Raw genomic sequence first — 19688 nt, forward strand, 5'->3', positions numbered from 1 at the left:
GGCTTTAATGTAATAGGTACCACTAACACTTACCGCAGCCGGATTCACCAATGCTGTAGTCGCAGCCGCATTCGTCCAATAAGTAAGTGTTGTATTGGCTGGTAAAGTACTGCCCGCCGTTACTGCTGCCAACGTTAGGTTCACTGTGCCTGGTGCACAGACTGCCGCCGGATTCGTAATTACCAATACAGGCGTTGGATTGACCGTAACTGTAACCGGTTCAATGTCAACACAAGCTGGGCTGCTGTTGGTAGCGGCTTTGATATAATAGGTACCACTGGTGGTTACCGCACCAGGATTAGCTAGCGCTGTAGTCGCGGCCGCATTTGTCCAGTAACTCAATGTTGTACCTGTGGGCAAGGTGCTGCCCGCTGTTACCGCTGCTAACGTCAGGTTCACGGTGCCTGGTGCACAAACCGCCGCCGGACTGGTGACAATTAAGGAAGGTGCGGGATTGATCGTAACCGTAACAGGTTTGATGTCGGTGCAAGCCGGAGTACTGTTGGTAGCGGCTTTAATGTAATAGGTACCACTAACACTTACCGCAGCCGGATTCACCAATGCTGTAGTCGCAGCCGCATTCGTCCAATAAGTAAGTGTTGTATTGGCTGGTAAAGTACTGCCCGCCGTTACTGCTGCCAACGTTAGGTTCACTGTGCCTGGTGCACAGACTGCCGCCGGATTCGTAATTACCAATACAGGCGTTGGATTGACCGTAACTGTAACCGGTTCAATGTCAACACAAGCTGGGCTGCTGTTGGTAGCGGCTTTGATATAATAGGTACCACTGGTGGTTACCGCACCAGGATTAGCTAGCGCTGTAGTCGCGGCCGCATTTGTCCAGTAACTCAATGTTGTACCTGTGGGCAAGGTGCTGCCCGCTGTTACCGCTGCTAACGTCAGGTTCACGGTGCCTGGTGCACAAACCGCTGTTGGGTTCGTAATTACCAGAGTTGGCGACGGATTAAAGGAGACCGTACTAGATCCTGAATTCGAGCAGGTACCTCCCCCAATGCCCTGGCCAGACACCACAACAGAATAGGTACCGGTAACATTTACCGTAATACTAGATGTTCCTTGCCCTGAAACAATGCCGGGTCCGGACCATACGTAACTTAAGGGAGCAATGCCACCTTGTACTGCGGCAGTTAAGGAGGCACTTCCGCAGGCACTCGAAGGAGTTACTGTTACCTGTGGTCGTACGTTAAAGGCGCCGCTACTAAAATCTTCCAGCACAGAAGTAACTGAAAAAGAAGCCCGGGTCTCGACGATAAAAGATGAAAAGCAAGCATTGGTCTGACCGAGCCCCGCCAAGTCTATAAAGCCCTCAAAAAAGGTGATAGGCGGCATGGTGTTGGCTGGAGAGCTTTTTGCCTGGTGCGTCCACGGAGTAGTTTCGGCATTCGCATTCACAACGGCACCTAAGTTAGTATTAGATTGAGTAGCAAGTGTTTGCAGGGTTCTGCCGCTGCTGGGCACATCGCCTTGGTTCGTACCTACCCACTTGTAGGCGGCAATGTTACCTACAGCACCTCCTTGTGATATTTCGGCCACCACTAAAATATCACCCACTGCATGATTTCCTGTAAACTTGCCCGCAGCTGGGGCTACCTGATCCTGCAAAAACCAGAACCCAATGTTGGTAGAACCATCTGCCGAAAACCGGTTGCCAAAAAAGTAAATCTTGCTGCCAATTAAGATCGCGCCAGCCTGTTGAATATTGGTTTTATCGCTGGATGTGCCGGGTTTATTTAACCAACTGGGTATATCAATGTGGTCTTTGGTGTTCCCACCCGAGTAAATCAGCTCGGTGCCGGTATCATCCCGAATCAAGGTGGTGGAGATGCTGTTGGCCGGCAGGTTGGTGCCATTATAAATATCTACCCAGTCTAAGTTGCTGGTGGTATTAGTTGGGTTGAGCACATTGCCATCTAAAAAGCCGTAAGGATGCTGCCCTAGTACGGTAACATTCGCTAGCAACATTAATATCCCTACTATCCAGGCGGACCGCAACAATGGATGGCTGCTCCAGGTTTCCTTTGCTTGGTTTGTATATTTAGAATTGTTTAGGCTTAAAATAATTAAGCTTGGATTAAAGGGTAAATATTTATCCTTTAATCTATTAAATAGAACCTTTAACACCTTTTTACAATGCTCGCTTGCATTTAGGCCCATGATTTGGTTTAAATAAAAGAAGAACTGCTTCATAAATGGATTTTGTTTGAGTGGGTAGAACTGGAAAGAAACTGTAATGGACAGAGGAACTACTTAATTAAAAAAGCAACCAATTAGGTATTTAGACCAACAACAGACACAGGTGGTATTTACACCAGCCGAAAATACATCACCAACATATTTACTTAAACCCAAATAGGCACGCGTAATAATTAAATCAGTGGAGCGTCAGAAGAAATATTACTTTTAGTTGGTAGTAAAAGGCTTTTAACCTTTAAGCAGATAGAAAACAATGATTTAAACAGCCTAAATTCTAATTTTAGGGTTGGCTGCTTCTGAGAAAATGAAATGCTAAGCCTTGATGCTTTAAAACAATCTTAAATAAATATACAAAAATATTTTACTGAAAGCAACAGAATTCTAATAATTTTTATCAGATTTATCTAATTAATTATTTATAAATTTATAAAAATTGGACTTTATAACTAATACTAAAAAACGTGGCAACTTGGTTTAAACCTGCATTGGTTAAAAACCTGTTGTGTAAGCGCAAAAACGATATTATTTTAATTATATAAGTTGCCATAGAGCTTCCTTAGTAGCAGCTAATAGTTGCCCATAAAAAAGAGAATAGAACTTTTTAAATAAACTATTAATTTAAGGCAATCAAATATTTAGGAATAGTTGCTTCTAATTAAGAAATTTAAGGTAAGCCGTATTGCCAAAGAATATTTCTAGCAATACCCCATTAATTTATAAATAATAAAGCCGCTAATCTCGTGCAACAATTTATGCCAGCCAGCTAAGGCACTTTCGTCGGGAATAAAAGCTTCGGGGCGCAGCCGGCGATCAGTGGAGTTGAAGTCGGAGGGAAAAACATCGTGGGCAACGCCGGCCTTGATAAAGCAACCCGTGGAGCGCCGCATGTGAAAAGCTGAAGTAATAACGATAAAACGCTGGAGACTGGGATACTGCGCTAACATTTTTTTGGTATACTGCGCGTTTTCGTAAGTATTGCGGCTTTTATCTTCCAGCAAAATATCCGCCGCAGGTACGCCCGATAATAGCAGCAGATTCTTTACTGCTTGGGCCTCGGAAGTATACGTTTTGCGCAAAGCACCCGAGCCGCCGGTTACCAGCACCTTATTTATATAACCTTTTTTGTACAGCATTACCGTGTGCAAAAGGCGGTCGGCACCTTTGTTTGTGTAAACCCGGTCGTGCGGTGATTTTTCGAGCGATGTAAAACCGGTTAATAAAATGCCGGCGTCGTACTGTTTAATATTTTTTAGCGGCACCGGCTCGTATTCCCATAATAGCCAGGCCTCGTTTACCAATAACGGGTTAGAGAATAACAGCAACAAACTTAAACTCAGCCACAAGCTAATACGCCCCCTTTTCTGATTTTTAGTAAGCAGCCCAAATAAAAACAGCCCCAAAATCCAGATAATTGGCATAATGAGGTAAAATAATATTTTTGATAAAATAAAAAACATAAAGCGTTAAGAAAACCGATAAAGTACCAGCAGCAATACAGCCATTACTAAAAAAGCCATAATAGCTTTATAGCGCTTCACTTGCGTGGGTAATATTTAAAAACCGGCGGCAAGTTAAAAACTTATGTGCTTGCATGAAATCGTTTAGTTTTCTTCCAGCATCATTTGCTTAATATATTTTACGGGAGCACTGCCGAAGCTCAAAAACTGCTCATGAAAGGCTTTTAAATTAAAATCTGCGCCTTGGTCTTTTTTCAGCTCTTCGCGCAAATCATAAATTTCGGTGTAACCGGTAAAGTAACTCGATAGTTGTACCTGGGTTAATGTAGCTCTTTTCCATTTTTCGCGGGCTTCTGCTTCTTCCTGAAATCCTTCTGTTGTTAATAATTTCAGGGCATCGGCCTGGCTCATATTTAAGGCGTGCACGCTGTAATCCAGAATGGCATTAAGGGTTACCCGTAAATTCCACTTGTACCACATCAGCCACATTTCGGGGCTGTTTTGGCCGTAGCCGTTTTCCAGCATCATGCGCTCGGCGTAAACGGCCCAGCCTTCAACGGTAGCGCCGTTGCCCAAAATGGCTTTAATTATTGAGGGGGACCGATTGCTGTAAATTAATTGGGTATAATGCCCCGGTATGGCTTCATGAATATTTAATATCTGAAGCATATACCGGTTATATTCCCGCAGGTAACTTTCGGCTTGTTCAGGGGTATATTTATCTAAAGGTATAACATTATAATACGTGGGCGCGGCTTTGTCGTAAGGGCCAGGCGACGAAATAGAGGCAATGGCTATTCCTTGCATATAAGCGGGCGTGGGCCGAACCACTAAGGGCTTGGTTGGATCTTGCGTGAGCAAATTTTTAGCATCCACAAATTTTATGAGGGCAGGAATTTGGCTTCGAATGGCAGTTAAGAAAGAATCGCGGGGTACGTGGTTTTCCGAAAGGCGGCCAATCAGTTGTTTAACGGCGGTTAAACCTTCGGGCATGGCTTGGTCCGGGAAATATTTCGGCCACAACTGGCGCGTTACCTGCTGCATTTGCTTATGCAACTCTTGTTTGCGCAATTGGGCTTTTTGGTAGACTTCCTGAGCGGTATAACCCGATTCAATATCGTACCGGAATTTTTGCTCAAATTGCTCGCGGCCAATCCGGAAAGTGCGCCCTTTGCCCCTTTGCAACTTAGGTAGTTCGGTATCTTGTAAATATTGTACGTAACTTTCTATAGCCAGGCGGGTGGTTTCGATGCGCTGCTGCAAAAGCATTTTTTCGGTATCCGGCAAACCCGATTTTGCTACCGAATCGGCCAGGGCCGGCTGAAATACCGAAAGCGCGCCTAAATTCTGGGCAATTGCCAATTGGGTATGTTCCAGCGTTGGCTGGCGCAAGTTTTTAATAGCCGCTTCGTAATAATCTACGCTGCCCGCTAATTTTTCAGATATAGACTGCAAACGTTTGTTTAAATTGGTGTAGCGCCCGTTCAGGATTTCGGCAACACTATTACCCAAATTATATTCCGAAGGGTCCCACTCATAAGATTTAAATTCCTGCAGGCGCCAAATACCCCCCGCTAAAAAGTTTTGCAGCATGAGGTAATCAGTCTGATTATTTTGGGATAGCTGCTGCAGCGGAAATGATTCTAATTCTTTGGTAAAAGCTTTGTAAGACCGGATTTCGGCTTCGCGGCGCTCCGGCGTAGGAATAATTAAAACGTGATCGTATTTATGAAAACCTTGGGTACTGGCCCAATCAGGGTGCAGTTTCCAGAATTTTAAGACCAGGCGATCTTTAAACGCCTGAAACCGGGTATCTTCTGCCGAAAGTTGTTGCTTGGTTTTTTCCTGATTTCGGCAGGCAGAAGTGGAAAATAAGAGTAAAGCAAGGAGGCAATTTAAAAAGAGTAAATATTTTCTCATATTGGGCTGGCGTGGCATAACTTACTTAGCCCGATACGGAAACCCCCTAGGAAAGATTAGCTTAAAATAAACGCCGGATTACCCACCACAACACACTCATAAAAATGCTCACCAACAGCATACTCACAATAGGCGCGTAAAATTTAAAATTGCTCCGTTCTATCCGGATATCGCCGGGCAAATTGCCAAACCAGTTTAGCTTATTGCCGAACAGCCATATAATTAAACCTACCAATGCCATTCCTATGCCGGCTATCACTAATATTTTCCCGATTATTTGCATAAAAAATAAAGCAATTTTAAATATTGCACTAATTACCTGCTAATAAGCCAAAACTTATCTATCAGCTGCCCACGCTTTTTCACTTATTTTTCCTTTGTTCCGGATGTTCAAAATAATTTCCATCTTTTTATTGAATAACTGTTCTTCCAGGCCAACCGGATACAAATGCGGATTAAGAAGACGCCGAATTGACTCGTGTAATTGCGTTACTTGTTGCCGGGCACGCGTCTGAATGGCGGGCAAATCCGGTTCTTCGTAAACAGGTTTACCATCCCGGAAAATAGGTACTAATAAATTCTCGAAAGTTTCGTTGGCCGAGAGCGTTTTACGGCGGGTTACATCGGCCGGGTCTATAATGGTGGCAGCGCCGGATATGGGTTGTTCTTCGGAATAAATCATATCGGCTACAAACCCTTGCGTATTTGTATACCGCCGAACCTGCAGAATGCCCGGCGTAGATATTTTTACCAGTTGCTCCGATAATTTAAGTTTATATTCCCATTGGCCATCGGTTTTGCGCAGGGCAGCTAGTTTGTAAACCCCACCCAAAGCGGGTTGGTCGTAAGCCGTAACCAGCTTGGTACCAATGCCCCAGGTATCAATGCGGGCACCTTGCAATTTTAAGCTTTGAATTAAATATTCGTCTAGGTCGTTACTAGCCAGAATCGAAACATCGGGTAAACCTGCCTCGTCCAACAGCCGTCTAGCTTCTTTGCTCAGGTAAGCCAAATCGCCGGAATCGAGCCGGATGCCAAGCAATTCCGTTCCTTTTTCCCGAAGCTGTTTTGCGACCGCAATGGCTTTCCGGACGCCTTGCAAAGTATTATAGGTATCGACCAGGAAAACCGAATCGTAAGGAAAAACACTGGCGTAAGCGGCAAATGCATCTTGTTCTTCCGGAAACGACATAACCCAGCTATGCGCGTGGGTACCCTTAACCGGAATATTAAAATAGCGCCCCGCCAGCATGTTGGAGGTAGCGCCAATGCCGCCAATAAAGGCGGCCCGGGCAGCCGATAAAGCACCATCTGCGCCCTGTGCCCGGCGCATCCCAAATTCAATAATGCGGTCGCCCTGCGCAGCATCGGTCAGGCGGGCGGCTTTGGTGGCAATTAAGGTTTGAAAATTCAGGATGGTGAGCAAAGGCGTTTCGAGTAGCTGGCATTGCAATATTGGGCCCTGAATCCGGAGTAAAGGCTCATTCGGAAAAACCACGGTACCTTCGGGTATGGCATCTATCTGGCAGGTTAAAGTTAAATCTTGTAAATAAGTCAGGAAGTCTTTTTCGAATAATGGCTGCTGTTGGCTACCTTTCAGGCTGCCCAGGTAAGCAATATCTTCTTCAGAAAAACTAAATTCTTTTATATAATCAATGGCATCGGCCAAACCGGCACAAACGGTATAACCGCCGTTAAACGGGTGCTTCCGGAAATACAAATGAAATACCGCTTCCTGTTCGGCCATGTTATTTTTCCAGTAAGCCTGGGCCATGGTAAGTTGGTACATATCGGTAAATAAGGCGAGCGAAGTAGCGTAACGGCTGGTAAATTTCATAGTAATAATATTTGTATCGGACCGAAAGTAATATTTTAAAACTGGTTGCTGGCTAAAATAATCAATCCTTTATTCGGTGCACAAACGAAAAAAGCCCGGTTTAAGATGTGTTTTCTACAAACCAAGCCTTTACGAAATACCTGATACCCGGAAACACATAAAAAAAACCTCTCCAATTAGGTGGAGAGGTTTTAATCCCAAACTATTCAAAACTAATTATTGCTCTTTAAAGAAATTTGCCTGGGCATTGTTTTCGAAAGTGTTAACGGTAGCTACATTCGCGTTAATGGTACTGCCTCTTTTAACAAATATTCCGTAGCCGGCACTATTTTTAATAATAGAGTTCGTAACGGTAGCCGTACCGCGCACGCCCACGCTGGTTAAATCGCCGTAACCATTTAAGTTGCTGCTGCCGGCCCGGTTTATTCCCACAAAATTAAGTTGGTTTTGGGTGCTGTTCGATTCTATGCTAATGCCTTTCCAAGGTCCGGTTTTGCCACTAAAAACCAATAAACCAGGATTGCCGCTGCCCTGGGCGTTGAGGTAGCCATTATTTTTCACGTACAATCCTTTATCGGCCGCAAAAGCAAAACCCGCCAGGTTGTTCCGGTGATTACGTATTTTAACCCCGGATTGAAATATTAAATCATCATTTACCTGGTAATTTGCGCCATCGTTAAAAATTGGCCAGGTTACTTCTGCGCTTTGCGAAACCGTACCCGCTGTTTCCAGGCCATTATAGCCGTTGTTATCGTTTAACCGGGAAGCAGCATCGAGTTTATGTACCTGATTGGCATAGACAAAAAGCGCAGCGCCGGTGTTCTGACTAAAACTGTTATTGGCAAAGCTTTGTAAATGGGCTAAATTCGCATCGACGTACAGGCCGTAGCCGCCGCTGTGGGAAAAAGTAGAATTAGTAACTTTTAAATAACCGGGTACACCGTTTCCAAACTTGCCGTAAACCAGCACATTGGTTTTTAAGTTAGCCGGCATATTAGTTAGAGAACTACTACCGCCGTAAGATACATCTACATAATCTAGTTGGTTTTCGTATTTAGAGGCCGCAAACAATATACCTTTCCAGTAACCTTTGGTTTTGTTTAAGCCCGTAAAGGTAATTCTTTGGCCAGGAGTTCCTTTAGCCGCTAAGTAGCCACTATTACCCCGCACGTACAAACCTTTATCGGCTACAAAATTAATAGTAACGCCCGGCGAAATGGTTACGCCGCCTTCAAATATTAAATTGTCTAAAGCCAGGTAGTGGGTACCATCGGCCAAAGCTGGCCAGGTAACTTCGTAATTATAAGGAATAGAGCCTCCAATGCCAATAGCTTTCCGGATTTCACCAGAATTGTAAGAAGAGGCGGCATCCAGTTTATGTACTTGCGTGGCGGTAATATATAGCGGCAAAGAGGCATTATCGCGGAAAGTATTTTGAGCGAACGCCATTAAATTGCCGGACACATACATACCGTAACCACCCCCACCTACAAAAGACGAATTGGTAATTTTTGTAACCGCCAAGCCTCCCACCCCTACGTTGGTTTTAACATTAGGATGAAATTGCTGCATTGGGCTGCTGCCGGCATAAGCTACTTCTACGTAATCCAGTTCGTTCGTCTGGTGTCCCGAGCCGATCAGCAATCCTTTCCAAAAGCCCCTTTGCTTGGTTTTGCCGGTAAATACAATTTTTTGCATAGCGGTACCTTTGGCAATAATGGCACCTCGCAGGTATAATTCGGTATCTGCCTCAAACTCGATTACCACACCGGGTTCAATGGTTAATTTCCCGAATACCTCGGTATTATGCGGCACAAAGTAATCAGGCTGGTTCGGGTCAGCCACAATATTGGTCAGGGTTCGGTCATTAGGAATATATCTTTCCAGCACCACCGGAGCCGCATTGTTGGTAACCGTAACCATAATTTTATCTTTGCTTTGCCCGTTTTCACTGGAAACAGTAACTTCTAGCTCGTACGCCCCTACCACATCTACATTAAAAGTTGGTTTTACCTGGTTTGGATTTGTTAAGTAGCTTGCATGGCTGTTTTCAGGTTGCCGGATAAGTGCCCACGCAAAAGTTAGCGGTTTATTTTGGCTGTCTTTAGAAGCGCTGGCATCCAGGTTCAGGACTCCCTGGCTCAACGGAATGGTTACATCGGGCCCGGCCTGAGCCGTAACAGAACCTTTCTCCGGAAGCGGCTTAGGAATTTCGGTTTCGGGTTCTTCGCAACTGGCCAGGGTTATACAAAATGCCAGGAAAAGGAACCAAAGCTTTCGGGTAAGATCTAGTGGAATATTAAATTTAAAGGCCGGTAGCCCGGTAGCCGGTTTTGGTTTGGCTGATAAACCAGATAAAAAGGTTGATTTTGGTGTTTTCATAGTTTTATTAGGTTAGGATGTGGTTTGGTTCGGAACTTAAATTTTAAGCTGCGGAGGTTTTAATGGTACTCCTGCGGAATTGTTTACCTGCTGCGGGTTATGATTTTGTCTTAAAGTTTTATGTTGCGCCATTGTATTTTTGCTGAATTTAATCTTTGCCGCTAAGACAAGGTGGCTTACTGAAGGGTTGCCCGGAGAAGAAAATATTTTATAAATATTAGTGGAATTTTCCGAATGAATATTAAGATGGGTTGGCAATATCCAGAAAAGGGAAAAGCAGCAATATTTATCTGAAATGCTATGAATATTTTTTAACTAAATATTGCCGGTCTAATTTGAGAAAGAGAGGGGAAGGCGAAATAGGTAGATTAAAAAACTTTACTTTATTCCAGAATCCGGCAGATTCCTTTATTTAGAAGCTTATTAATATTTCTGCTTCGAACAATCTGGTGCCGATGAAGATATTATCACCATGAGCATGCAGGCTAAGAAATATTTTATGTTTGCTCGCGCCAGCTTGTAGCTGGTTTGTTTTGATGAGAGGAAGTTTCCAACTTCCGGCCAGTTGAAAACTGGCCTCTATTAATAGGCACAAGTTACGCTTCGCTAAACTTGCGCCAGCACACTGGTAGCCTACCAGCAAGGGCAACCTTTTCATCCATTTTATAGAATGTTAAGCAGCTTCTTGTTTTAAACAGAATCACAAAGTTTGTAGGTAATATTTAAAGAAGTTCAGTAAATCAGGCAGAATTATTCAGCAACCTGTTTACCAACCCAGTCTTTTTCTTCCAACGCTATTAAATCAGCTAACAAATTAAGCGTAACCGCACCCGGTTTGCCAGTGCCAATATTTTTGTCATCGATCTGCACAATGGGCAATATTCTTTTGGTGGTACTGGTCAGAAAAGCTTCTTTCGCTGCGAAAATATCAGTTAACGTAACTGGCCCTTCCACTGCTTTATATTTTTCTTTAGCTAGATGGAGTACATTTTTACGGGTTATACCCAGTAACACATTATTCAGCGGGGTTACAACCGTATTATCCTGCTTTACAATAAAGAAATTACAGCGTGGGAATTCTGAAACTATGCCCTCCTGGTGGTACAAAACATCTTCGGCCAGGCTGTCTTTTATTCTCTGAATTAATCGGATTCCTATGGTGTAGTTAATGGTTTTGGCAGTTGGCAATTCCCGCACGTATTCGTGGGTAATTATTTTAATTCCGGTATTGTACTGCGCCTGGGTAGGTAGCGAAAATGGTTGCTGGGTAATTATTAAGTTAGGTGTTCCGGGCTGATAACCATCCGCAGAATAGCCGCCGGTCAGAATCATTTTTATGCCTGATTCTACTAAATTATTTTTTGCTATTAATTCCCGGATAACTGTTTTTAAAGCTTCCGGCGCTAACGGAATATTTAATTGCATTTGTGCCGCTGAATTGTCAAAACGCTTTAAATAATCGTCTAAAAAATAGGCATGTTCGTTATTAACTTTAAAAAAATCAAAAATGCCGTAACCTCTTTGTATGGCCAAATCGCTGATATGCAAATAAGCTTCTGATACAGGAACAATCTGGCTATTTACAAAAGCAAACAAATCTTTATTAACGGGCAATTGGTTATTAGTGGGCATAGCAGGACGATTTATAAACTGGTAAACTTGTGTTACGAAAAATAGTTTGGGTTCTTGCCAATAGTGATAATAACTGATGTTAACCAAATATTAAAAAAACAGGTTTAAGCAATTCACTCGTGTCATTCAGGAGGAACCTATTTAGCAGGTAGCCAAATAGTTTCCTCCCGGAATACTTTTATTCCCAGAATGATAGTTGTGGGCTCCTTAGCCTTCTTTATAAACTGTTTACAAGAAAATTTACGTAACATCAGTAATAGATAAAGTTTAAGTGCCGGCTAATTATTCTATCAAGTCCGGCTTAATAAAGGTAAAAGTGCTTTATACTTTTTTTATTGCCAGCCGGTTTAAAAATGAAAAAGCCCGCAGTAAATATACTGCGGGCTTTTTGCTGTTCGCTATATCGTTTAAGAAATTCCTTTAAAAGGCTCTTGCTCGCTAAACGGCTGATTGCGCAATCGTTTTTTAGTGGCTTTAAATATAGCATTGGCTACGGCCGCTCCGGTTGGTGGCAAAGCTGGCTCGCCTAAGCCGGTTGGGTCTATGCCGTTATCTACAAAATGAACTTCAATTTCGGGCACTTCTTTTAACCGAATCAGGCGGTAATTATGGAAATTATTTTGTTGCGGCGCACCTTCTTTAAAAGTTAGGTTACCATACATGGCGTGGCCAATTCCATCTACAATGCCACCCATCATTTGCTGGCGGGCACCGCTTAAATTTACCACCACGCCGCAATCGCCGGCGGCGTATATTTTGCTTAGCACCGGTTTGCCTTTGGTCATAACCACCTCGCCAATTTGGGCTACATAAGAAGCATGAGAAAAATAAACACTAAAGCCTTGGAATACGCCTTTCTTTTTACCCCATCCGGCTTTTTCAGCGGCTAAAGTAATAACACCTTTCATGCGGTCAATGTCGTACTTAATATCACCCACGGGCGCTTTTTTAGCTTTATCCAGCAATTCTAACCGGAATTGTACGGGGTCTTTGCCGGCGGCCTGGGCTACTTCATCCAGGAATGATTGCTCGGCAAAAGCTAAAAAGTTGGTAATGGGGGCGCGCCACGGCGCGGTGCTAATCGGCGATTTATATTCTACTGAGTCTATTAATAAGTTATCGACGGCACCCGACGGGAAATTATGTTCGCGGGTAGAGTTGCCGGTATTCATACCTACGCCGCGCAACTTATAACCAATTAAATTGCCTTTCGCATCCAGGGCGGCCTCGAAGCGGTAACGCACGGCTGGCCTATAATAACCGCCGGTTAGGTCGTCTTCGCGGGTCCAGATAAGCTTTACGGGGGCTTTTACCAGTTTAGAAACTTCTACGGCTTCAGCTACATAATCGGCCATTAACCTACGACCAAACGCACCGCCCATCCGGGTTAGCTGCACCGTAATTTTATCGTTCGGAATGCCGGTAATTTTAGAAGCGGTATTGCGGGCCTGGTCCGGGGTTTGCGTAGGTCCTACTAGTTCCACACTATCTTCTTTTACGTGCGCAAAAAAGTTCATGGGTTCCAGCGGGCTGTGCGGTAAAAACGGACATTGGTATTCGCTCTTAATTACCTTAGCGGCATTTTTAAAAGCAGTCTCCACGTCGCCGTCTTTGCGGCGCACGGTGGCATCCGGTTTGTTCATTAACTTCAGAAACACCCGATCGTGATCCGAGGTGCTCTCAATATTGCCGTCTTTTTCGTATTCTATTTTTAAAGCGTCTTTGGCTTTTTTAACCTGCCAGGTAGATTTTCCGACTACGGCCACGTTATTGTTAAACGTAACCACATCTACTATTCCGGGCATATTTTTAATGGCAGCCGTATCTACAGATTTCAGCTTCATGCCGAAAGCTTTGGGACGCTGCACCATGGCAAACAACATGCCTTCGCGGTAAAAATCAATACCATAAAGCGGTTTGCCGGTTAATATTTCTTTGTTGTCTACGTTCCGGACGGCTTTGCCAATCAGTTTAAAATCTTTGCGATCTTTTAGTTTTACTTCGGCCGGAGCCTTCAACTTAGAGGCATCTACCGCTAAATCGCCGTAGCTAATTTTTTTACCGCTTGCGGCGTGTATAACCGTGCCTTTATCGGTGGTTAATTCCGAAGCCGGTACTTTTAAGCGGTTAGCCGCCGCTTCTATTAATAAATGGCGCGCTGTGGCGCCAGCGTTGCGCAGGCGTTTCCAGGAATGCGGCACGGCTCCACTCCCACCGGTTAGTTGCCGCTCAAACTTTTTATTATCTAAAGCCGCCTGCACTACTTTTATCTTCGACCAGTCGGCATCCAATTCCTCCGCTACAATCATCGGGAAAGAGGTTTTAATATTCTGGCCAATTTCGGGGTTAGGCGAAAAAATCGTGATTACGCCATCAGCACCAATAGATAAGTAGCTGTTAAAATCTACGCCACCGGCGGCTGCCGTAGCAGCACTATCCAACACGGCGGTTCCGGCTGCTTGGGCGCTGGTCCAGTTAAAACCCAGCAATAAACCACCACCCGCTAAGGCACCTATTTTCAGGAAACTTCGTCTGCTGTTATTCTTTATCGTAGACATAGCTTAAGACATTTTAGTGGAGGCTAATTTTACAGCTTCGCGGATACGGTGGTAAGTACCGCAACGGCAAATATTCCCATTCATAGCGTTATCAATTTCGGCTGCACTTGGTTTTGGGTTCTTTTTGAGTAAAGCCGCCGCCGTCATCATCTGGCCGGCCTGGCAATAGCCGCATTGGGCTACATCCACTTCGTCCCAGGCAACCTGTACCGGGTGCGTGCCTTTTTCCGATAAACCTTCTACGGTAGTAATTTTAGCAGCCGCTACTGCCGATACGGGCAATACACAGGAACGGGTAGCTTCGCCGTTTATATGCACGGTACAAGCGCCGCACTGGGCTATACCGCAACCGTATTTGGTTCCAACCAAACCAAGGTTATCGCGCAATACCCACAACAGCGGGGTATCGGGCTCTACATCGGCCTGGTAAGTCCGGCCATTGATTTGTAATTTATACTGGGCCATAATTTATGAGGTGGTTTTGTTTTAGCTAAATTATAAAAAAATATAAATAAAATGCGGTTTTACAGATTAAAATAGATGATAAGTAGTAAATAATTAAATTAGTTAAAAATACTGAACTCCTACTTATTGTCCAAACAACAATAAACCAAGTAATTAAATTTAGCTAAATTAAATTTTTAGCTACTTTTTTTTAAAGCTACTAAGTTGAAGCTATTGAATAGGCCTGTTTTTTACATCATGTGGTGCCATTGGTGTTATTATCAACACCAAAACAAAAGCTGGTTTCTTCTTAAATAATACCATTAAATGCATACTGCGCTTTTAAATAAAGTAAATGCTAAACCTCCCACCGTGGTCATTCTGCAGAATTCGAAGAATTCCAAAAGAATCTAACCAGCAAGTAGCCAATAAGATTCTTCCAGAATGACCCTGGTGAGTGGATATTTGGTTATAATTAATTTATTGCTTTTAAAACGCTATTCCTATCTAATAAACTAATTAAAATTAAAAATTCTGCCCCGAAAAGTTAATTTTGGCAGATAAATGAACAACTTGTGGCGGTTTATCTTTAGCTTTTAAGTTTAAATATTATATCTCTTTTATGCACCTCAAAAAATTAATTCCGGCATTAGGATTATCGGTATTATTAACCGGCCTGGCTTTGCTCCCAAGCTACGGACAGGCTACGAAAGAATTAAAAAAAGAAAAAGCTAGTACCAAGAAAAGCTTTTCCGGCAACCCGGTTTTCCCGGGCTGGTACGCCGACCCCGAAGGTATTATATTTAAGAAGCAATATTGGATTTACCCCACCTACTCGGCACCTTATAAACAGCAGGTTTTTATGGATGCTTTTTCGTCGCCGGACTTGGTTAACTGGACCAAGCACAGCCGGATTATTGATACCACCCAAGTAAAATGGGCCAAAATAGCCATGTGGGCTCCGTCCATTATAGAAAAAGACAAAAAATATTATTTATTTTTCGGGGCTAACGATATTCAGAACGACCAGCAACTGGGCGGTATTGGCGTTGCAGTGGCCGATAATCCGGCCGGGCCTTTTAAAGATTTGCTGGGTAAACCGCTCGTCGATAAATTTCACAACGGGGCGCAGCCCATCGATCAGTTTGTGTTTAAAGACAAAGACGGGCAATATTATTTAATTTACGGCGGCTGGCGGCACTGCAATATTGCCAAACTGAAAAACGATTTTACTGGCTTTGTGCCGTTTGAAGACGGTAAAATCTTCAAGGAAATTACCCCAGCTAATTATGTAGAAGGCCCAATAATGTTTATCCGCAATAATAAATATTATTTTATGTGGTCGGAAGGCGGCTGGACCGGGCCTAATTACTCGGTGGCTTATGCCGTAGCCGATTCACCATTTGGCCCTTTCGAGCGGGTTGGCAAAGTATTGCAGCAAGATCCGCAGATTGCTACCGGCGCGGGCCACCACTCGGTTATTCAAACACCCGGCAAAGACGACTGGTATATGGTGTACCACCGGCGGCCCCTCGGCGAAACCGACGCTAATCACCGGGTTACCTGCATCGATAAAATGTATTTTGATGAAAAAGGCTTGATTAAACCTATTAAAATAACCAACGAAGGCGTTGCCCGGAAGCCTTTGAAGTAAATTGACTAGTGTTTACTTGCTTACAAAAGCACCAGCTTTGCTTAATTCAGTAATTAAAAATACGGCGGCCGTTTAGCCGGCAATATTTTATAAATATTGCCGGCTAAACGGCCGCCGTGTTAAATTAATGCCGTGTTAAACTAATTCTATTCTCCTAGTAATTAGTATTCTAAGCTGCCAAATAATTATTTAAAAGCAATAACCGCACTGGTAGAGCCCGCTAGCGGCAATTTAGCCGTAATCCGGAAACCAGCTTCGGTAACCCATTCTTTAAAATCGGCAAAACTGTAATCAAAGCCACCGTCGGTTTCAATGAGCATATTCAAAGACATGAGCAGCCCGGTCGCATTGGTTCTGCGCTCGTCGTCGATGATGTTTTCGATTACGATAAAAGCGCCATTGGGCGGCAAAGCCTCATAAGCCTTCCAGATTAAAAGTTTCTTGGTTTTTAAGTCCCAGTCGTGCAAGATATTGCCCATGGTAATAATATCTACTTTAGGAAAATCATCAAACATAAAATCTAGGTTAGCCACCTGAATTTGGTTTGCTAAACCATGGCGTTTAATATTTTCTTCGGCTACTGGCGCTACTACGGGTAAATCGGCGGAAGTAATTGCCAGGTGCGGATGCTGACGTGCTACCGAAATAGCCAGCATGCCACTCGCGCCACCAATATCGCACAATGAATTATAATCCTGAAAATCGAACCGCTTGGCTAAAGCCATAAAGTTTCCCATTTGAATGCCGGCCATTGCATTTAGAAATTGTTTTAACCGGTCCGGATCGGCATAAACGGCATCGAACAAAGATTTGCCGGTATATTTTGCTTCGTTCTGCGGCTTGCCGGTAATCAGCGCTTCGTCTAAATCGGCCCAGAAACGGTAAAGCCGGTCGTTGCACATTTCCAGAATGCCGCCCATGTAAGAGGGTTTGTTTTTATTCAGGTAGAAGGTTGTTTCGGGGGTATTGGCATAAACGGCGGTTTCTTTAATGCCTTCTCGTTCCAGAAAACCTAAACTTACCAGCGCATCTAAAAAATCGTACAAGCTTCGGGGGTGTAAATTTAAATGGCGGCCAATATTTTCGCCGCTTAAGAAATTATCGCCTAACAAAGTAAATAATTCGAGTTTTACGGCGGCTAAAACGGTTCGGGAAGCCCAAAAACCAGAGCCAACCTGCACAATGTGGTCGGGGGTTAAGGCTTTTTCCTGGGTAATTTCGAGTGTTTCCATTTTTATTAGGTTAGGTATTTTTCAGAAATTAAACAGTAACAGATTCGGGTTGAAAAACTGGCGCATATTCCCGCACAAAAGCAGCATAACTCCGGGGAGCCCGGCCTAATACGTGGGTGAGTAGTTGTAAATCGCTGGCGGTAGCAACCAGGCCTTTTTCCTGGAAAAACTGATACATCTGAACCCAATCATCCACTATCCAGGCGGGCAATATTAATTTGGCCTGAGCGGCCCAGGCTGCCAAATCGTTACCGCCATAATTTACTTTAAAGCCTAATTCTTCGCTCAGAATAGCTGCTGTATCCTCGCCAGTCAGGGCTTCGGGGCCGGCTAACGGAATAGACAAACCATCGTACTCGGAATTAAACAGGGCTTTTACGGCAGCTTCGGCAATATCGCGCACATCTACCCGGCTCAGGCCCGCCTCTCCATAAGGCTGCGGATAAATTCCGTAAGCCGAAACAGCATCTTTAAACCAGAAATCATTCTGATAAAAATTGTTCGGACAAACAAACGTATAATTCAGGCCAGAGGCCATAATAGCTTCTTCAATGGCAATTTTGGTTTGGAAATGCGGAATGTGGGCGCCTTGCCTAACCCGATGAATGCTTTGGTACACAATTTTACTTACGCCTGCCTTTTGGGCCGCATTTACCGCATTAATAGCTTGTTCTACTTCGGTGTGGCCCTGCGGATTTAAAAGGAAAACTTTATCAATACCTACAAAAGCTTTAGTCAGCGTTTCCGGCTCATCCAGGTTTGCGACATAAGGATCTACATAAACCGGTAGTCGGGCCGCTTTATGCACCGATGTGGTAAGTAAGCGAATGGGCTGTTTGGCTTGCAGCATATATTTTACAACTTGAGTGCCTACGGTTCCGGTGCCGCCAATAATTAATGTTTTCATAGTTTTAATAATATTTGTTTATACAATAAAGATATAGTGGCATGAAAGTGAATGGCGGTAAATAAAAATGAATGCCAGAAAATAGGGCTTGAAGCAGGATAATTTCGGCCTGAACAAATATCTTAATCACCAGATAATCAACGCAAAACCAATAATACAACTGAATAAATTCTGGCAAGCCGGTAAAAGCGGGTTTATTTTATAGCTTGTAAATTCCTGCTTTTTAGTGGCTAAAGATTATAGAAGAAGCCGAATGGATTATTAACTGGATTTTGGTAAAATAAAAAAACTAAAAACCGGCTAGAATGCGCAGTTTTATCTTAAACCTTTGGCTGCAATAACCATCCAATAGCCAAATACCACGCTCATTAATCTTAATTCTATGCGCACCAAAATTCTACCCTTGTTTTGCTTATTTAACCTTTGGGCAGCTGTTACTTTTGCCCAATCGGGTAAATCTGGACACAACCGGTTTAACCGCGAAATGCGCGCGGAACTGAAAGCTTATGTTCAGAAAAATATTACGCCGGTAATGCAGCAGCAACGCCAGAAACTGGAGCAACAGCTTTCCTCCCAGGATAAAACCAAAATACGAGAACTAAGAATAGCGGCAGCAACGGCCCGGAAACAAGCCGCAATATTCCGGCAAAACTTGCGGGCGCAGCCACAACCCGGCAACCGCCACCTAACCGAAGAACAGAAAACGCAACTGCAAAACCTTCGGGCCGAAAACCAGAAAATCAGAACAGAAGCCCGCACTCTAGCCCAGCAATACAATACTCAAATTCAGGCTTTGTATAAAGAAGTAGCTGCGCCTGCTCAAACCTGGCGGCAGGAAATGGCGGCCATTGTGCGTAAATACACCCAAAATACGGCACCGGCGGCACCACCAAAGCAGGCGCGCCAAAGAATGTTGCACGGAGCTAACCGTTATTTAAGCGAATATTTCCGGCCGGTAGCTTTCTTACTTTGGGAAGTAAACCAACCCATCAACAACAATTTTACGGATTCAGCTATTGAAAACCGTTTGTATCCTAACCCAGTTACGGCAAAAGCTACCCTGGAATACGTAGTAAAAGAAAAAGGCAAGGTTACCATTGATTTACTGGACGAACAAGGAAAAATTATCCGGAACCTGCTGACCAGCAACCAGGAGCTGGGGCAATATTTTTTAGATTTAGATTTAAGTACGTTCAAGAACGGCCTTTATATTTATAAAATTACGACCGATTCTGGCACCGTAACCGCGCGTTTCCTGAAAAAATAATAATTCCTGTTTTCTTAATTGTTTAAAGCCGGTTGCTTAAGTAGCCGGCTTTTTTCGTGGCGTAAGCCCCAAAACGAACCACCCGGTTTAGCGTTTAAGTATAACTGGCAGGTTACAGCGCCTATTGGTCCTGTTTAGCGCAGTAGCATACCCCCAAATAAGTCTAAAAAACGCTTTAAGAGTG

Annotated in this window: 13 protein-coding genes and 1 pseudogene; 2 read left to right on the plus strand and 12 right to left on the minus strand. The window is 43.8% G+C overall.

From position 1 onward, the window contains the following. The 10 genes and pseudogenes from F0145_RS05715 to F0145_RS05755 all read right to left on the minus strand — a co-directional run. Positions 1–1983: pseudogene (locus F0145_RS05715) on the minus strand (hypothetical protein); the annotation flags it as partial. Between the two features lie 926 nt (positions 1984–2909). Beyond that, a complete protein-coding gene (locus F0145_RS05720) occupies positions 2910–3632 on the minus strand; it encodes a YdcF family protein (RefSeq protein WP_223815831.1) in 723 nt (240 codons plus the stop codon). A gap of 183 nt (positions 3633–3815) precedes the next feature. Next, positions 3816–5591, minus strand: coding sequence for a DUF885 domain-containing protein (locus tag F0145_RS05725; protein WP_150087358.1), 1776 nt, complete (start codon positions 5589–5591; stop codon positions 3816–3818). A gap of 61 nt (positions 5592–5652) precedes the next feature. Further along, positions 5653–5874, minus strand: a complete 222-nt coding sequence (locus F0145_RS05730) for a DUF2905 domain-containing protein (protein ID WP_150087359.1) — start codon at positions 5872–5874, stop codon at positions 5653–5655. Between the two features lie 54 nt (positions 5875–5928). After that, the gene (locus tag F0145_RS05735; protein WP_150087360.1) at positions 5929–7428 is read right to left on the minus strand and encodes a nicotinate phosphoribosyltransferase; all 1500 of its coding nucleotides are present in this window, start codon (positions 7426–7428) and stop codon (positions 5929–5931) included. Between the two features lie 216 nt (positions 7429–7644). Beyond that, entirely contained in the window at positions 7645–9810 is a 2166-nt protein-coding gene (locus F0145_RS05740; RefSeq protein WP_150087361.1) for a PKD domain-containing protein, read from the minus strand. 412 nt (positions 9811–10222) lie between these two features. Next, positions 10223–10468 carry a hypothetical protein gene (locus F0145_RS26500; RefSeq protein ID WP_223815832.1) on the minus strand — a complete coding sequence of 82 codons (246 nt, stop codon included), beginning with the start codon at positions 10466–10468 and terminating at the stop codon, positions 10223–10225. Positions 10469–10560: 92 nt separating this feature from the next. Then, on the minus strand, positions 10561–11442 hold the full coding sequence (locus F0145_RS05745; RefSeq protein ID WP_150087362.1) for an aminotransferase class IV: 882 nt from the start codon (positions 11440–11442) through the stop codon (positions 10561–10563). A 407-nt stretch (positions 11443–11849) separates the two neighbouring features. Further along, positions 11850–14000: a xanthine dehydrogenase family protein molybdopterin-binding subunit gene (locus tag F0145_RS05750; RefSeq protein ID WP_150087363.1), complete on the minus strand. Its 2151-nt coding sequence runs from the start codon at positions 13998–14000 to the stop codon at positions 11850–11852. Between the two features lie 3 nt (positions 14001–14003). Next, positions 14004–14465, minus strand: a complete 462-nt coding sequence (locus F0145_RS05755) for a (2Fe-2S)-binding protein (RefSeq protein ID WP_150087364.1) — start codon at positions 14463–14465, stop codon at positions 14004–14006. A gap of 601 nt (positions 14466–15066) precedes the next feature. Here F0145_RS05755 and F0145_RS05760 point away from each other — a divergent pair. Next, a complete protein-coding gene (locus F0145_RS05760; protein WP_150087365.1) occupies positions 15067–16098 on the plus strand; it encodes a glycoside hydrolase family 43 protein in 1032 nt (343 codons plus the stop codon). Positions 16099–16283: 185 nt separating this feature from the next. On the opposite strand, the gene F0145_RS05765 is transcribed toward F0145_RS05760, so the two are convergent. Then, positions 16284–17330: a methyltransferase gene (locus F0145_RS05765; RefSeq protein ID WP_150087366.1), complete on the minus strand. Its 1047-nt coding sequence runs from the start codon at positions 17328–17330 to the stop codon at positions 16284–16286. A 28-nt stretch (positions 17331–17358) separates the two neighbouring features. Next, complete coding sequence (locus F0145_RS05770; protein ID WP_150087367.1) at positions 17359–18237, minus strand: SDR family oxidoreductase; 879 nt, start codon at positions 18235–18237, stop codon at positions 17359–17361. Between the two features lie 382 nt (positions 18238–18619). Here F0145_RS05770 and F0145_RS05775 point away from each other — a divergent pair, with 382 nt between their 5' ends. Continuing rightward, positions 18620–19504, plus strand: coding sequence for a T9SS type A sorting domain-containing protein (locus F0145_RS05775; RefSeq protein ID WP_150087368.1), 885 nt, complete (start codon positions 18620–18622; stop codon positions 19502–19504). Positions 19505–19688: the final 184 nt, after the last annotated feature.

Origin of the sequence: Adhaeribacter rhizoryzae (assembly GCF_008629685.1) — a bacterium.
GTDB lineage: Bacteria > Bacteroidota > Bacteroidia > Cytophagales > Hymenobacteraceae > Adhaeribacter > Adhaeribacter rhizoryzae.

Bases quoted from the DNA above. Each gene is read 5' to 3' on its own strand.
- F0145_RS05720 (WP_223815831.1), bottom strand. From the start codon at position 3,632: ATGCCAATTATCTGGATTTTGGGGCTGTTTTTATTTGGGCTGCTTACT.
- F0145_RS05725 (WP_150087358.1), bottom strand. From the start codon at position 5,591: ATGAGAAAATATTTACTCTTTTTAAATTGCCTCCTTGCTTTACTCTTA.
- F0145_RS05730 (WP_150087359.1), bottom strand. From the start codon at position 5,874: ATGCAAATAATCGGGAAAATATTAGTGATAGCCGGCATAGGAATGGCA.
- F0145_RS05735 (WP_150087360.1), bottom strand. From the start codon at position 7,428: ATGAAATTTACCAGCCGTTACGCTACTTCGCTCGCCTTATTTACCGAT.
- F0145_RS05740 (WP_150087361.1), bottom strand. From the start codon at position 9,810: ATGAAAACACCAAAATCAACCTTTTTATCTGGTTTATCAGCCAAACCA.
- F0145_RS26500 (WP_223815832.1), bottom strand. From the start codon at position 10,468: ATGAAAAGGTTGCCCTTGCTGGTAGGCTACCAGTGTGCTGGCGCAAGT.
- F0145_RS05745 (WP_150087362.1), bottom strand. From the start codon at position 11,442: ATGCCCACTAATAACCAATTGCCCGTTAATAAAGATTTGTTTGCTTTT.
- F0145_RS05750 (WP_150087363.1), bottom strand. From the start codon at position 14,000: ATGTCTACGATAAAGAATAACAGCAGACGAAGTTTCCTGAAAATAGGT.
- F0145_RS05755 (WP_150087364.1), bottom strand. From the start codon at position 14,465: ATGGCCCAGTATAAATTACAAATCAATGGCCGGACTTACCAGGCCGAT.
- F0145_RS05760 (WP_150087365.1), top strand. From the start codon at position 15,067: ATGCACCTCAAAAAATTAATTCCGGCATTAGGATTATCGGTATTATTA.
- F0145_RS05765 (WP_150087366.1), bottom strand. From the start codon at position 17,330: ATGGAAACACTCGAAATTACCCAGGAAAAAGCCTTAACCCCCGACCAC.
- F0145_RS05770 (WP_150087367.1), bottom strand. From the start codon at position 18,237: ATGAAAACATTAATTATTGGCGGCACCGGAACCGTAGGCACTCAAGTT.
- F0145_RS05775 (WP_150087368.1), top strand. From the start codon at position 18,620: ATGCGCACCAAAATTCTACCCTTGTTTTGCTTATTTAACCTTTGGGCA.